The sequence below is a fragment of the Streptomyces sp. NPDC050806 genome, assembly GCF_055586425.1.
Map to the genome: position 1 here is coordinate 1 of NZ_JBVJIF010000010.1, position 14,705 is coordinate 14,705.

The window sequence follows — 14,705 nt, forward strand, 5'->3', positions numbered from 1 at the left end:
AGGAACTTGGCGTTGCCCAGGCCCGTAGCCGCGTTGACCTTGTCGACGATCTCGATCGCCTTGGGCGCCGAGACGATCGGGCAGAGCGGCGACTCGGGCTGGTTCAGCGCTTCGATCAGCAGCGTCGCGCCGATGGAGTCGGCGGCCCGGGCGGCCAGGGTGAGGTTGGCGAGGGCCACCTCGTCCTGGAGGTCCGGGTCGACGCCCTCGATACGGTTGCCGTAGAGCGCGTTGAGCGCCGTGCAGCCCATCGTGCGGGCGAACTCCACCGCGACGGGCACGTTGGCGCGGAACTTCTCCGACTCCTCGCCGGGCAGGGAGAGCGCGCCGCGGTCGGGGCCGGGGAGCTGCCCGGCGTAGAAGTTCAGCCCGACCAGCTGGGTACCGGCGTCGTTGAGCGCGTCCCGCAGCGCGTCCAGCTCGTACTGCGCGGGCACCGGCGCGTCGACCCACGGCCACCACAGCTCGACCGCCGTGAACCCGGCGGCAGCCGCGGCGGCGGGCCGCTCCAGCAGCGGCAGCTCGGTGAAGAGAATCGACAGATTGACGTCGAAGCGCGTGTCGGTGAAGCCCATGCGGGGTAAGCGCCTTCCGTATTGCGAAACTTTCTTTCTGCTTATTGGAAGACTGCCCGCGGGGCCGAAAGCTGTCAAGGGGTCCCCGGCGGCCGATTGTGGTGGCCGGCCCGAGGTCGGCAGTAGGTTGACGGTGTGCGATTGAGAGTTGAGTTCACAACGGAACCGTTCGACCTCGACGAGGCTCCGGACCACGCCGTGGTGGCCCGCGAGGTGGTCACGGGCGCCGAGCTGGACGCCGTCGACGTGGGCCCCTTCGGCAACACCGCCGAGGGTGAGGCGGAGCGGGTGCTCACCGCGGTCGACGCACTGCTCCGGCAGTCCCTGGCGGCCGGTGCCACCCGCGTCTCGCTCCAGGTCAACGTGGTCCGCGACGGCGATGGGCACGGGGAGGCGGAGCGGTGACCGGGCCTGCCGACCACCCGTTCGTCCAGGCGGTGAAGCCGCTGGTGGACGCGATGGGCGGGGAGATGGTCGCGCCCGAGCTGGCGCAGGGTGACGACGTCGTACTGAACTGGGAGGGCGCCGACCGGGTCGCCGTGCGGCTGCCGCACCTCTCCGACTCCCTCGATCACCTGCTCGCGGATCTGGAGCGCCGGCACGGCTGCCCGCTCGCGGAGCTGGACCGCAAGACCAAGCAGTCGGTCGTGCGCATCCTGGAGACCCGCGGCGCCTTCTCCGTGCGGCACGGCGTGGAGACCGTCGCGGGCGCGCTCGGCGTCAGCCGCTTCACCGTCTACAACTACCTGAACAGGGAGAACGCGGCGAAGAGCGAGAGCTGACGGGGTTACCGCTCGCTTACAAAACTGCAAACCGTCACAAGCCGTCGCTCCGGGTTTCCGGAGCGGCGGCTTTTGTGTCGCCGAGTTTTCAACAAAGTGTTGACGTGGTGTTGCCGGGGGACTTAGCTATGGCCAGCCCGTTCAACGCACAGCACGACGCAGCCACGGAGGCTTCCCGTGTCTTCGAGTCCGACTCCGGGGCTTTCCCGGTTCAATGCCGCCGACGTCAGCGAGGCCCAGGCCGCGCTGCACGAGGTGTGTGCCAGCGAGGCGTGGGGGAGCAAGATCCTCGCGCAGCGCCCGTACGCCGACACCGACGCCCTCTTCGCCGCCAGCGACGCCGCCATGGCCGAGCTGACCGCGGAGGACCTGGCGGAGGCGATGGCGGGGCACCCGCCGATCGGCCGCCCCAAGCCGGGGGACCCCACCTCATCCCGCGAACAGCGCGGGATGGCGGGGGCTTCCGAAGAGCTCAAGGCCGAGATGCTCGAACTGAACCTGGCCTACCAGGACCGCTTCGGGCACGTCTTCCTCATCTGCGCCACCGGCCTGACCGCCGAGCAGATGCGGGACGCCGTCCGTAACCGGATCGACAACGCGCCGGAACACGAACGAGAGATCGTGCGTGGGGAGCTCGTCAAGATCAACCGCATTCGCCTGACCCGCCTCGCAGAAGGAGACGCAGCATGAGCAGCGACACGGCTGCCGCTCACACGTCGGTGTCCACGCACATCCTGGACACCAGCGTCGGCCGCCCCGCAGAGGGCGTGGCCCTCACGCTCTCGGTGCGCTCCGGCAGCGACGGGTCGTGGACCGCGCACGGCGCGTCCAAGACCGATGCGGACGGGCGCTGCAAGGACCTGCCGGCGCTGCCGGGCGGCACCACCCACGTGCGCCTCGACTTCGAGACCGAGGCGTACTTCGTCAATGAGCACCGTTCCACATCGCAAGCCGAGGAACAGCAGGACGCCCCCGCGCTACGGGACAGCGGAGCCTTCTTCCCGGAGGTGGCAATCACCTTTGCCGTCAAGCCGGGCGAGCACTACCACGTACCGCTGCTGCTCAACCCGTTCGGCTACTCCGTATACCGAGGGAGCTAGCACCGACATGCCCACGATTCTCGGCCAGAACCAGTACGGCAAGGCGGAAAACCGGGTCGTCAAGATCACCCGGGACGGCGACACCCACCACATCAAGGACCTCAACGTCTCCGTCGCCCTCTCCGGCGACCTGGAGGAGGTCCACCTCTCCGGGTCCAACGCCAACTGCCTGCCGACGGACACGACGAAGAACACCTGCTTCGCGTTCGCCAAGGAATACGGCATCGAGTCCGCCGAGCAGTACGCGATCCACCTCGCCCGGCACTTCGTCGACAGCCAGCCGTCCATCCACCGGGCGCGCATCCGTGTCGAGGAGTACGCCTGGGAGCGCATCGCCGGCTCCGACGCCAACTCCAAGTTCATCGGCGCCGACGAGGTGAAGCACTCCTTCGTCCGCAAGGGCCAGGAGACCCGCCTCGCGCAGGTCACGTACGACGGTGAGAAGTTCGAGGTCCTCTCGGGCCTCAAGGACCTCACGGTCATGAACTCCACGAACTCCGAGTTCTGGGGCTACATCAAGGACGAGTACACGACGCTCAAGGAGGACTACGACCGTATCCTCGCGACGTCGCTGTCCACCTGGTGGCGCCACAACTGGACGTCCGACGACGAGCGGATGCCCAACTGGGAGCGGTCCTACGACCAGGCCAAGAAGCACATCCTCCAGGCCTTCGTCGAGACCTACTCGCTCTCCCTGCAGCAGACGCTGTACCAAATGGGTTCGCGGGTCATCAACAACCGCAGCGAGATAGACGAGATCCGCTTCTCGGCCCCGAACAAGCACCACTTCCGCCAGGACCTGTCCCCCTTCGGTCTCGACAACGAGGCCAAGGACGGGGCCGTCTACTACGCGGCGGACCGCCCCTACGGGCTCATCGAAGCCACCATCCTGCGCGACGGTGTCGACGCACGCATCCCGGTGGACATGACCAACCTCTGACGGCTCTCCCACGCCGCGAAGTGCCTCGTTTCCCCCTCCCGTTCACCCGCACGGCGGGAGGGGGCCGCGAAACCTGAGGGGAACGACCCATGGCACAGCAATCGCACGTAGAGAAACACCCCGTACCGCCCGTTCCCGTCCACCCGGTGGACGAGAAGCTGGGTCCCAAGCGGCTCGTCCCCGCCGCTCTGCAGCACATCGCCGCCATGTACGCCGGCGTGGTCACCCCTCCGCTCATCATCGGCCAGGCAGCCCACCTGGACTCGGCCCAGCAGACCCGGCTGATCGCCGCGAGTCTCCTCATCGCCGGTCTCGCCACGCTCCTGCAGACCATCGGCCTCGGCCGGTTCGCCGGAAACCGGCTGCCGTTCGTGAACGCCGCCTCCTCGGCCGGCATCACCCCCATGCTCGCCATCGCCGAGACCAGCGCCAAAGGGCACCAACTGCCCGCGATCTACGGCGCTGTCATGGTCGCAGGCGTCTTCTGCCTGGCAGTGGGTCCCTTCTTCGGCAAGCTGCTGAGGTTCTTCCCGCCGCTGGTGACCGGTGTCGTGATCACACTCATCGGCGTGACGCTGATGCCCGTACCGGTCGGCTGGGCCCAGGGCGGCGACGCCCACGCCGCCGACCACGGCGACATGAAGTACCTGGCCCTGGCCGGCTTCACGCTCGTCGTCATCCTGCTCATCCAGCGCTTCTTCCAGGGCTTCATCAAGCAGATCGCGCTCCTCCTCGGCCTGGTCATCGGCACCCTCGCCGCGATCCCCTTCGGCCTGGCGGACTTCTCCTCGATCCGCGAGGCGCCCGTCGCCGCGCTGCCCACGCCCTTCGCCTTCGGCCCGCCGGAGTTCCAGCCCGCCGCGATCCTCTCGCTGTGCATCGTCATGCTCGTCCTGATGACCGAGTCCTCGGCCGGCATGCTGGCCCTCGGCGAGATCTGCGACCGCGAGTGCACCGGCCGGACCATCACCCGCGGCCTGCGCACGGACGGCATCGCCACGCTCATCGGACCGATCTTCGGCGGCTTCCCCACCAGCGCCTTCGCCCAGAACGTCGGCGTCGTGTCGCTCACGAAGGTACGCAGCCGCTACGTCGTCGCCGTCGCGGGCGGCGCCCTCATCGTCCTCGGTGCCTTCCCCGTCCTCGGCGCGGTCGTCAGCCTCGTACCGATGCCCGTCCTCGGCGGTGCCGGCATCGTCCTCTTCGGCTCCATAGCGGTCAGCGGCATCCGTACGCTCTCCGAGGCCGGCCTGGACGACAGCTCCAACATCATCCTCGTGGCCGTGTCGCTCGGCGCCGGAATCATCCCGCTCGCCGCGCCGACCTTCTACGCGGACTTCCCCGCCTGGGCACAGACCGTCCTCGGCTCCGGCATCAGCGCCGGCGCGCTCGTCGCGGTCCTGCTCAACCTGTTCTTCCATCATCTCGGCACCCGGAGCACCACACGGGCGGCAGTACTGTCAGCTGCATCGCCCGGCTCCGGCACTCAAATCCCGTAGGGCCATGCCGTGCCCAAAACCGCCAGAGAACGAAGGAACCGCCATGGCAGCATCGGCATCCCCTGACAGCGCGGTCGCGCGCATCATCATCGAGAACTGCGCGATCGCGACCGTCGACGCCGACGACACCGAGTACGCCTCGGGGCATGTCGTCGTCGCCGGCAACCGGATCGAGTCGGTGGGCGCGGGACCCGCGCCCGAGGGCCTGGACGGTGTCGTCCGCCGCATCGACGGCACCGGCCACCTGCTCACCCCGGGCCTGGTCAACACCCATCACCACTTCTACCAGTGGATCACCCGGGGTCTCGCGACCGATCACAACCTGTTCAACTGGCTGGTTGCGCTGTACCCGACCTGGGCCCGTATCGACGAGCCGATGGCGGCCGCGGCCGCACAGGGCTCGCTGGCCATGATGGCCCGCGGCGGCGTCACCACCGCCATGGACCACCACTACGTCTACCCGCGCGGCTCCGGCGACCTGTCGGGCGCCATCATCAAGGCCGCGTCCGACATGGGCGTACGGTTCACGCTCGCGCGCGGCTCGATGGACCGCGGCGAGTCCGACGGCGGGCTGCCGCCGGACTTCGCGGTGGAGTCCCTGGAGGGCGCGCTCACGGCCACCGAGGAGACCATCGACCGGCACCACGACGCTTCCTTCGACGCGATGACGCAGGTAGCCGTCGCGCCCTGCTCGCCGTTCTCCGTCTCCACCGACCTGCTGCGGCAGGGCGCGGAGCTGGCCCGCCGCAAGGGCGTACGCCTCCACACCCACGGCAGCGAGACCGTGGAGGAGGAGAAGTTCTGCCACGAGCTGTTCGGCATGGGCCCGACCGACTACTTCGAGTCCACCGGCTGGCTCGGCGAGGACGTGTGGATGGCGCACTGCGTCCACATGAACGACTCCGACATCGACGCCTTCGCCCGCACCGGCACCGGCGTCGCCCACTGCCCGTCGTCCAACGCCCGGCTCGCGGCCGGCATCGCCCGCGTACCGGACATGCTCGCGGCCGGCGTCCCGGTCGGCCTCGGCGTGGACGGCACCGCCTCCAACGAGTCCGGTGAGCTGCACACCGAACTGCGCAACGCCCTGCTGATCAACCGCCTCGGCCCGCACCGCGAGGCCGCCCTGAACGCCCGTCAGGCGCTGCGCCTGGGCACGTTCGGCGGCGCGCGGGTGCTCGGCCGGGCGGCGCAGATCGGCTCGGTCGAGGCGGGCAAGCTCGCCGACCTGGTGCTGTGGAAGCTGGACGGCATCGGCCACTCCACCATCGCCGACCCGGTCACCGCGCTGGTCTTCGGCGCGGCGGCCCCGGTGACCCTCTCGCTCGTCAACGGCAAGCCGGTGGTGGAGGACAACCGCCTCACCACCGTCGACGAGGACGCCGTCGCGCGCAGCGCGCGGAGCGAGTCGCAGCGGCTGGCCCGCATCGCCGCCGGGGGCTGACCCCCGGCGGCACGAAGAACCCGTACGGCACGGCCCGTACGGCACACCTGAAGACTCGGCCGGGGGGGACGGCCCCCGGCTGAGCTTGTGGATCCGAGCGGGATCCACAAGCGCCGTACCCGGGGACGCGGGCACCACCCGCGTCCCCGGGCCGGTTCCACCCCCACATCGCGTCACCCACGCACTTCCCGCCCCGCACCGCCCGTGTCACCACGCACAACCCCCCTCGCGCGCCAAGAGCGCCCACTCGCAGCCGCACCTGCACCCGCATTCGCACGGCATCACCTGGCAAGCCCTCCGTGACAGGCTCGTACCACCGGCCCGGTGGTACAGAAATCGAAGGAGGCCCGCAGTGGCCGCAACTCCCGGGCAGCACGTGGAGGGGGACCGGAAACACCCGGTCGACGAAACCCTTCCGCCCTTCAGAATGTTCACCAGTGGTCTGCAGCACGTGGCCGCTATGTACGCGGGTGTGGTGGCCCCGCCGATGATCGTCGGGCCGGCCTGCGGGCTGAGCGCGACCGAGACGGCGTTCCTCATGGGCGCCAGCCTCTTCACCGCCGGCATCGCGACCCTGTTGCAGACGCTCGGCTTCTGGAAGGTCGGCGCCAAGCTCCCGTTCGTCAACGGCGTCTCGTTCGCCGGCGTCACCCCGATGGTCGCCATCGGCAAGGCGCAGAGCCCCGAGAACGCCCTGCCGATCATCTTCGGCGCGGTGATCGTCGCCGGTGTACTGGGCTTCGTCCTCGCCCCGTACTTCTCCAAGCTGGTCCGCTTCTTCCCGCCGGTCGTCACCGGCACCGTCATCACCCTGATCGGTGTCTCGCTCCTCCCGGTGGCCTTCAACTGGTCCCAGGGCGGCGACGCGGCCGCGCCGGACTACGGTTCGCTGACCAATATCGGCATGGCGGCGCTGACGTTCGTGATCGTGCTGGTACTGCGGCGCACCCTGCGCGGCTTCCTCCAGCAGATATCCATCCTGCTCGGCCTGATCGCCGGCACCCTGATCGCGATACCCGTCGGCATCACCGACTTCAGTGTGATCACCAAGGCCGACGTCATCGGCTTCCCGACGCCCTTCCACTTCGGCGCCCCGCAGTTCGACATCGCCGCGATCATCTCGATGTGCATCGTGATGCTGGTCTGCATGACCGAGTCGACCGCCGACATGCTGGCGCTCGGGAAGATCGTCGGGCGGCCCGCCGACGAGCGCACCATCGAGGGCGGCCTGCGCGCCGACACCCTCGGCACGGCGATCAGCCCGCTCTTCAACGGCTTCGCCAACAGCGCGTTCGCGCAGAACATCGGGCTGGTCGCGATGACCAAGGTACGGAGCCGCTTCGTCGTCGCCACCGGCGGCCTGATCCTGATCGTCCTCGGCCTCTGTCCGATCGCGGCGTCCGTCATCTCCCTCGTGCCGCTGCCGGTGCTGGGCGGCGCGGGCATCGTGCTCTTCGGCTCGGTCGCCGCCAGCGGCATCCAGACCCTGTCCACGGCGGCCCTGGAGAAGGGCGAGAACGCGCTGATAGTGGCGGCGGCCGTCGGGATCGGCCTGATACCGATCGCGGCGCCCGACTTCTACCACAACTTCCCGAAGGACCTGCTGGTGGTGCTGGACTCCGGGATCTCCACCGGCTGTCTTGTCGCGATCATCCTCAATCTGCTCTTCAACCACCTTCGCGCAGGCCGTGAAGGTGAACAGGAGGCATCGGCGGGACTTCTGGAAGATGGAATTCCGTCGCAGCGACCGGCAGAAGGGTCTTCCGCTGCCGGGGTGCACTGACGTAACGTCGTCCCGCCCAGCGCAGACGGAAGTTACTTTCCAGTCTTGAGGCCGGCCCGCCCTGGGCTCCCCGTACGCCTGCCGTACGCCCATGGAGACCAGGGGCGGCGCCGGCCGCATCCCGTACGAGACGGAAGAAGCGCCACCCATGAGTTCTGCCCGCGTCCCGTCCGACGCCCCCGCACCACCCGCGAGCGGCACCGCCGCGGTTCACCCCGTCGACGAGGTGCTGCCGGCGGGCCGCATGCTCGTCGCGAGCCTCCAGCACGTCGCCTCGATGTACGCCGGCGCCGTCTCCGTACCGCTCGTCGTCGCGGTCGCAGCCAAGATGTCCGCCGCCGACACCGCCGTCCTCATGGGCGGCAGCCTCCTGATGGCGGGCATCGCGACGCTCCTGCAGACGCTCGGCATCGGCAACTTCATCGGCTCCCGCCTGCCGTTCGTCAACGGTGTCTCCTTCGCGGGCGTCGGCGTCATGCTGACGATCCTGACCACCCAGGGCGGGGTGCGGGCGGGGATGCCCGTCGTCTTCGGCGCGATCATCGTCTCCAGCCTCTTCGGCTTCCTGGTCAGCTCGTACTTCTCCCGCCTCGTACGCTTCTTCCCGCCGGTCGTCACCGGCTCGGTGATCCTCCTCATCGGCGTCTCGCTGATCCCGGTGGCCTACGAGTGGATCGTGGACGGCGCGCCGTCCGGCACCCCGGACCCGAAGAACATCGCCCTGGCGGCGGCGACGATCGTGATGATGCTGCTCCTCCAGCGCTTCACGCGCGGCTTCCTCAAGCAGATCAGCATGCTCTTCGCGATGCTCTTCGGCACCCTGCTGGCGATCCCGATGGGTCTCGCCGACTTCTCGAAGCTGGGTGACGCCGCACTGTTCGGCGTCCCGGCCCCGCTGCACTTCGGAGCCCCGCAGTTCTCGCTGCCCGCGATCGTCTCGATGTGCGTGGTCATGCTGGTGATCCTCACCGAGTCGACCGCCGACATGATCGCCCTGGGCAGGATCGTGGACAAGGAGGTCGACGAGAAGACCATCGCCCGCGGCCTGCGCGCCGACAGCCTCGGCTCCGCGCTCAGCCCGCTCTTCAACGCCTTCCACGCGAGCGCCTTCGCGCAGAACATCGGCCTGGTCGTGATCTCCAATGTCCGCAGCCGCTTCGTGGTGGCCCTGAGCGGCGGCCTGCTCGTCCTCATCGGCCTCAGCCCGGCCGCCGCCGCGCTGATCTCGGTCGTCCCCATGCCGGTACTGGCCGCCGTCAGCCTCTTCCTCTTCGGCTCCATCGCCGTCAGCGGCATCCAGACCCTGCTCCAGGCCGACCTGCACCGCGGCGACAACGCCCTCATCGTCGTCGTCACCCTCGGCGCCGGCCTCGCGCCCGCCCTCTCCAAGGGCTTCTACGACGCGTTCCCGTCCTGGGCGCAGATCGTCCTCGGCTCGGGCATCTCCACCGGCTGCCTGCTGGCCGTCAGCCTGAACCTGGTCTTCAACCACCTGGGGAAGCGCGCCCGCGCGACGGCGGAGGAGCCGGCCGCAGCGCACTGACGGACCGCACCGCCGGCACCAGGTCTCCGGCGGGCGGGGGTGCGTGGGGTGCCCCCGCCCGCTGGTGCGCGGTATGCCGCACCGGCCGCTGCCGTACGGGCCGGTGATCACCCGATGTGGAACGGGTCCCCGTACACCTTCCAGTCCAGCGGCGGGTCCAGGTTCAGGTTCCCCTTGTTCAGGAAGACGCGCTGCGCGGTGTCCACCCGGCTGGTGTCACTGTGCGCCTCCTCCTGCTTCATGGCCCACACCCGCGCGTCCAGGAAGGCGCCGAGGTACTTCTTCTCGTCCCCGCCCTGGGCCGGCGGCTTGGCCTTGGCCAGCGCCTTCTTCCGTATGCTCCCGAAGCTGGTCGCGTCGTCCCCGCCCCCGTGCATCACGATGGCGTCGTAGTACGCGAACTGCCCGAGCACACCGATCCCGTCGGCCTTCCCCTGCTTCACCGCCGGGTTGAAGTACACCCGGTCCCGCTCGTCGTTCTGCGCCTTCTGGAAGTCCGCGTCCTTCGCGGCCTTCTTCCAGGCATCGGTGAAGCCGGGGTCCAGCCCCTCGTGCGAGTCGCTGCCGTCCACCTCCCGCAGCGCGGGCAGATACTCGGCGAGCACGTTCCCCGGCTTGCGCTCCGTGTAGAGCTCCACCAGCTCCAGCATGTCGTGCGTACCGGAGCAGAAGCCGATGATGCCGCCGGTGTACCCGCGGCCGTCCCCGATGTCCTCGATGTAGCCGTACTGCGCCTTCCAGTCCAGCGAGGAGTTCTCCGCGCTGGACACCAGCTGCATGGCGATCTCCTTCTTCGCCGGGTCGTCGAGCCCGGCCGCGGCGCGGTGCCCGGCTGCCGCGTGGCGGGCGGCGGGTTGGCTGCCGGTCGCCGCGACGGCCGTCGCCGGCACGGCGAGCAGTGCCAGCCCGAGCGCAACACGGACGGCAGGCCTGCCGAACGCCATGGTCCTCGATCGGGTGCGCATGGTGGATCGCCTCCAGTCAGGAGAGTTCCGTGGGGGGTTCCCCAATCGTTAGGAAGCTTTCCTACCAGACACGAGAGTTGACGTATACCCGTCAGGAGCGGGGGAGTTCGGGCGCTCGTGCGGGAGAGGCGAAGTGCGGGCCGGCCTAGAACTCCCCGACGCTGTCCCAGATCAGCGAACGCAGCTTCTCCCGCGTCTCGGGGTCGGTCGAGTGGATCACCGTCCCGACCATGCCGCGGGTCAGTAACACTTTGTAAGTGTTCCGGACCAGCCGGTCGATGTCCTGGTCCGAAGCACGCTTGAGGGCGGGATCCTTGGAGGCGCTACGGTCGACGATCCAGCGGTCGTCGCGCCACACCAGGTCCGGGCCGATGATGACGCCGCTCCAGTCGTACTCGAAGCCCTGCGCCGTGTACACGCATCCCACCTGTTCAAAGCCCGCCGGGTCGGTCGCCCAGAGGGCGGCAGGGGGAGCACCGGCCACCGACCGGTCGCCGTACACGTTCCACGGCCGTGCCCACTCACCGATGACCACATCGGCGGGGAGAGCCTGACCGGCGGGGATCTTCTTCGTCCAGGGCCAGCAGTATCCGGCGGACATCCGTGCGCCGTACCCCCGGGAACGCTGCGCTTCGAGGAACGCCTCCATCTCCTGCGGGGTGTCCGCGACCAGCAGCCGCATCTTGCCATCCGGCTCCCAGGCGACCGGCTCTCCGCCCTCGAGGCCGAGTAGGCAAACCACCCACTGCAGATAGGCGTCGCTGCCTCCGCAGCGGAACTGGCTGTCCAGCGGGACGACCTGGCAGCGCAGCCCCTTGGCCGCGGCCGCATCCCGGATCTCCTCGACCGTGCCCATCTCTCCCGGGCGTACCACCTGATGCTGGTCGAGGAGGAAGACCGGGACCCGCGCCGCGTCGACCAGTTCCTCGATCTGCGGCTTGCCGGTACGCAGGGCCGCACGGGTGTATCGGTTGGCCGAAGTCTCCCGGATGCGGTGCGCCTCGTCGCAGATGAGTACGTCGAGTCCGTTCTTCTCGGCGGTCATGAAGCTGTTGAAGTACTTGAAGAGGTCCTTCACCTCGCGCTTGCGGGCACCCGCGACCCTGCGCATCGTCGTTGTGAAGGAACTCGAACCCGTGGCGTGCAGGGCCGGCACGCCCTGCCGGTAGAGCTCGCCGAGGAGGGACAGTGCGATGACGCTCTTGCCGGTGCCCGGGCCGCCCGTGATGACCACGACTTCCTTGTGGTCGGCCTCCTTGGCGCGCCGGACGGCGTCGAGTACGGAACGGTAGGCGACTTTCTGCTCGTCGAGCAGAACGAACTGCTCGCGTTCCCGGACTTCCTGGGCGGCGACCGCCATGAGCTGCCGCGAAGGCCCGACCTTTCCACTCAGCAGTTCATCGGCGGCGCCTGCTCCGGGGAGCGGAGCAAGGTGCTCTCTGAGGTAATCGAGGAACTCACCCCGGCGTGCGCTCGTGAAGAGCCGGCCATAGGCGTCCTCGCCCGCCTCGTACAGTCCGCTCGCACCAAAATCAGTCGCGTTGTGGAGATAGGCCACGCCCCGCACGCGATCGGGGTTCCGGGCGAGCGTCCCATTGAAATTGACGAGGTACGAGCAGTATCCGCGCACCTGCTCAATGGGATTGAGGACGGGGCGTGCATACGCGTCGATCCAGCACAGACTTGGGTCCTCCTCGTCCGGCTGTGCCTGGCTCCACTGTTTCAGTTCCACCACGACATAGGACGGCTCACCGGTCGTCGGGTGCACGCCGGCCAGCAGTGCATCGGCCCGCTTGCTGTTCAGCGGCAGACCGAACTCGAGCAGCATTTCCACCTGGCCGAGGCCGGCGTCATTGAGCGCCTGGGTGAGTACAGGGAGGCTCCGCTCCCAGGAACGCGACTCGGCGGGGCCGGGCCGGTAGCCGTGCACGTGCACGAACTGCTCGGTCAGACGCGGGACGAGGGAACCGGCGAGGATCTCGGCGGCAACCCCGGCAGCGGAGTCACGGAACAGCAAAACAAGCCCCCAGGCAGCACGAAACAGCGCCTGCGGGTGGGGGCGTGTTCGCATCGATTCCGCCGGAGCGGAGCGGAAGCCCGGCGGGCCGCAGTAACGATCAGTCGAACTGTATCGCGAGCTGTTGTGGGGACTCTCGTTCGTCCGTCGCGGGTGGCGGCTTCCGCTTTCGCTTGCGCCGGTTCGACGGCGAGGAAACCGTTCCGGTGATCAGCTTGCGGAGAGCATTACGTGTCTGCTCGTCCGTCGAATAGATGACGATGCCCTGGCGAGCACGGGTCAACAACACGTGATAGGCGTGCCGGATCAAGCGGTCCACCTGGTCAACGGTGACCTTCTTCTCCCTGAGCTTGCTGTCGTGGGTCTGCGTACGGTCCACGACGGGTCGGCCTTCGTGCCACGTCAAGTCCGGCCCGATGATGACGCCACTCCAGTCGAACTCGAAGTTCTGCGCCGTGTAGATGCAGCCGATCTGCCCGAAGCCCCGTGGGTCGGTCGCCCACTGACTGGTTTCGGGGACGTCGTCGAGCTTCACGCCCTCCTTGGCGTTCCAGGGGCGGTGCCAATCGCCGATGCGTACTTCCTTGAGCAGCTCGCCGTTCTCGGGCGTTTTCCATTCCCAGCAGAATCCCGCGGTCATACGGGCCTGTACGCCGTCGGCTCGGATGCGTTCGGCGAGAAATTCCTCCATCTCCTCGGGGCTGTCCGCCAGCCGCACGTCGATGCGGCCGTCGGGTACCCATGCCGGCGCCGTGGTGGGCTGGAGGCTGAGCAACTTGGTCACCCACTCGCGGAACGCGGCACTGCCCTCCGCGCGGAACATCCCGGGGAGCTCGATGACCTCGACGTCACACCCACACGCCTCTGCCCGCTCCCTGAGGTAGCTGACCGTGCCGACCTCGTCCGGCCGCAAGGACTGCCAGTCGTCGAGGAGGAAGACGGGAACCTCCGCCGCGCGTATCAGCTCGTCCGCTTGGGGGAGCCCGCGTTCTTTGACCCATCGCTTGACGTCCCGGCCGCTCGACTTGAGACGCACGCGATGGGCCTCGTCACAGATCAGCACCTCGACCTGGTTCTCCTCGAACTCACCGAACTGCTGGAAGAACCGGTAGTCCCTGCGGGCCTGTGTCTCTGCAGCCGCCTTGGTCATGCCCCGCCGTGCGGCCACCGCGGCGCTGCGCAGGTTGTAGGTGAACGACCGTGAGCCACTGGCGTGCAGAACATGACGGCCCTCTTGTTTCAGCACGCGGAGCAACTCGACCGCGACGGCCGTCTTACCGCTCCCGGGGCCGCCCTGAATCACGACGACTTTCTTGTGCGCCGGCCGGGTATCACGGGCCTGAACGCGTTGATACACCTCCTGGAAGGCGAGCTCCTGCTCCTTCTGCAGGGCGAAGACCGGGTGCGGGCCTCCCACGCGACTGAATGCCTCGCTCGACGACGGGGCTTCGTACTCCTGCGCCTGGCACAGGACGTCCGCGGCGCGGCTTCCGGAGACGCCCGCCGCCAGTCGGGCCGCGAGGAATGCCTCGAACATCTCCAATCGGTCCCGTGTGTACAGGCGCCCGTGATCGTTGGTCGGCAGGTCGAAGAGGGAGGCCACTTCATGACGGGCGTTGTGCAGTAGCGCGGCGCCGGCGATCCGCTCCGGCTTTCCGTGCAGAGGAGCGAGATGCTGAACGAGGTACTCGCAGTAGCGCTGTACCTGCCGCACGGGGTGGAGCTTCGGCTTGTCGTACCCCGCGTCCACCGAGATCGGGTTGCTCGGTGAGACCACCGCCTTGCGCCACTGTTTGAGTTCCAGGACGACATAGGAAAGGTCCCCGGTCTGCGGGTGTTCTCCGGCCAGGATGACGTCCGCTTCGCCCGCCATGCCCGGGGTGGAGTACTCGATCAGCACTTCGACGCCGTCGAGGTTGCGGGCGAGCAGCGCTTCGATGACATCGGGGAGGCTATTCTCCCAGGAGGCAACCAGGCCGTTGCCGGGCTCCTTCTTGTGCACGTGAGAGTTCTTGTACTCAGTGATCAGCCGCTCCGTGAGCGGTAGATGTTCCCGG

General features: G+C 68.5%; 13 protein-coding genes. 9 read left to right on the top strand and 4 right to left on the bottom strand.

From position 1 onward, the window contains the following. The coding region (locus tag ACZ6WH_RS29410; RefSeq protein ID WP_469731982.1) for a TIM barrel protein at positions 1-575 on the bottom strand (575 nt) is incomplete at its 3' end. 135 nt (positions 576-710) lie between these two features. On the opposite strand from ACZ6WH_RS29410, the gene ACZ6WH_RS29415 reads away from it, so the two are divergent. The 9 genes from ACZ6WH_RS29415 to ACZ6WH_RS29455 all read left to right on the top strand — a co-directional run bounded on the left by ACZ6WH_RS29415 (position 711) and on the right by ACZ6WH_RS29455 (position 9,666). After that, positions 711-980: a YkoF family thiamine-binding protein gene (locus ACZ6WH_RS29415; protein WP_432859889.1), complete on the top strand. Its 270-nt coding sequence runs from the start codon at positions 711-713 to the stop codon at positions 978-980. Then, positions 977-1,357: a helix-turn-helix domain-containing protein gene (locus ACZ6WH_RS29420; RefSeq protein ID WP_432859891.1), complete on the top strand. Its 381-nt coding sequence runs from the start codon at positions 977-979 to the stop codon at positions 1,355-1,357. Before ACZ6WH_RS29415 ends, ACZ6WH_RS29420 begins: the two co-directional genes overlap by 4 nt. 177 nt (positions 1,358-1,534) lie before the next feature. Continuing rightward, on the top strand, positions 1,535-2,047 hold the full coding sequence (uraD, locus tag ACZ6WH_RS29425) for a 2-oxo-4-hydroxy-4-carboxy-5-ureidoimidazoline decarboxylase (protein WP_361568202.1): 513 nt from the start codon (positions 1,535-1,537) through the stop codon (positions 2,045-2,047). Beyond that, a complete protein-coding gene (gene uraH, locus ACZ6WH_RS29430; protein WP_432859893.1) occupies positions 2,044-2,457 on the top strand; it encodes a hydroxyisourate hydrolase in 414 nt (137 codons plus the stop codon). The genes uraD and uraH overlap by 4 nt, the downstream gene beginning before the upstream one ends. Positions 2,458-2,464: 7 nt before the next feature. Then, positions 2,465-3,397, top strand: a complete 933-nt coding sequence (gene pucL, locus ACZ6WH_RS29435) for a factor-independent urate hydroxylase (protein WP_469731985.1) — start codon at positions 2,465-2,467, stop codon at positions 3,395-3,397. Between the two features lie 89 nt (positions 3,398-3,486). After that, entirely contained in the window at positions 3,487-4,896 is a 1,410-nt protein-coding gene (locus ACZ6WH_RS29440) for a nucleobase:cation symporter-2 family protein (protein WP_469731987.1), read from the top strand. 43 nt (positions 4,897-4,939) lie between these two features. Next, entirely contained in the window at positions 4,940-6,340 is a 1,401-nt protein-coding gene (locus ACZ6WH_RS29445; protein ID WP_469731989.1) for an 8-oxoguanine deaminase, read from the top strand. A 352-nt stretch (positions 6,341-6,692) separates the two neighbouring features. Beyond that, positions 6,693-8,123 carry a nucleobase:cation symporter-2 family protein gene (locus ACZ6WH_RS29450; RefSeq protein WP_469731991.1) on the top strand — a complete coding sequence of 477 codons (1,431 nt, stop codon included), beginning with the start codon at positions 6,693-6,695 and terminating at the stop codon, positions 8,121-8,123. A 148-nt stretch (positions 8,124-8,271) separates the two neighbouring features. Further along, positions 8,272-9,666 (top strand): nucleobase:cation symporter-2 family protein, encoded by a 1,395-nt coding sequence (locus tag ACZ6WH_RS29455; protein ID WP_469731993.1) that lies wholly within the window; start codon positions 8,272-8,274, stop codon positions 9,664-9,666. A gap of 107 nt (positions 9,667-9,773) precedes the next feature. Here the strand turns inward: ACZ6WH_RS29455 and ACZ6WH_RS29460 are convergent, their stop codons facing one another. The 3 genes from ACZ6WH_RS29460 to ACZ6WH_RS29470 form a co-directional block, all read right to left on the bottom strand. After that, the gene (locus ACZ6WH_RS29460) at positions 9,774-10,631 is read right to left on the bottom strand and encodes a chitosanase (protein WP_432859905.1); all 858 of its coding nucleotides are present in this window, start codon (positions 10,629-10,631) and stop codon (positions 9,774-9,776) included. A gap of 145 nt (positions 10,632-10,776) precedes the next feature. Next, complete coding sequence (locus tag ACZ6WH_RS29465; protein ID WP_469731996.1) at positions 10,777-12,648, bottom strand: DNA/RNA helicase domain-containing protein; 1,872 nt, start codon at positions 12,646-12,648, stop codon at positions 10,777-10,779. Between the two features lie 100 nt (positions 12,649-12,748). Continuing rightward, entirely contained in the window at positions 12,749-14,650 is a 1,902-nt protein-coding gene (locus ACZ6WH_RS29470; RefSeq protein WP_469731998.1) for a DNA/RNA helicase domain-containing protein, read from the bottom strand. Positions 14,651-14,705 lie beyond the last annotated feature (55 nt).

Coding starts and splice junctions, on each gene's coding strand:
- uraH (WP_432859893.1), top strand. CDS start 2,044: ATGAGCAGCGACACGGCTGCCGCTCACACGTCGGTGTCCACGCACATC.
- pucL (WP_469731985.1), top strand. CDS start 2,465: ATGCCCACGATTCTCGGCCAGAACCAGTACGGCAAGGCGGAAAACCGG.
- ACZ6WH_RS29440 (WP_469731987.1), top strand. CDS start 3,487: ATGGCACAGCAATCGCACGTAGAGAAACACCCCGTACCGCCCGTTCCC.
- ACZ6WH_RS29445 (WP_469731989.1), top strand. CDS start 4,940: ATGGCAGCATCGGCATCCCCTGACAGCGCGGTCGCGCGCATCATCATC.
- ACZ6WH_RS29455 (WP_469731993.1), top strand. CDS start 8,272: ATGAGTTCTGCCCGCGTCCCGTCCGACGCCCCCGCACCACCCGCGAGC.
- ACZ6WH_RS29460 (WP_432859905.1), bottom strand. CDS start 10,631: ATGCGCACCCGATCGAGGACCATGGCGTTCGGCAGGCCTGCCGTCCGT.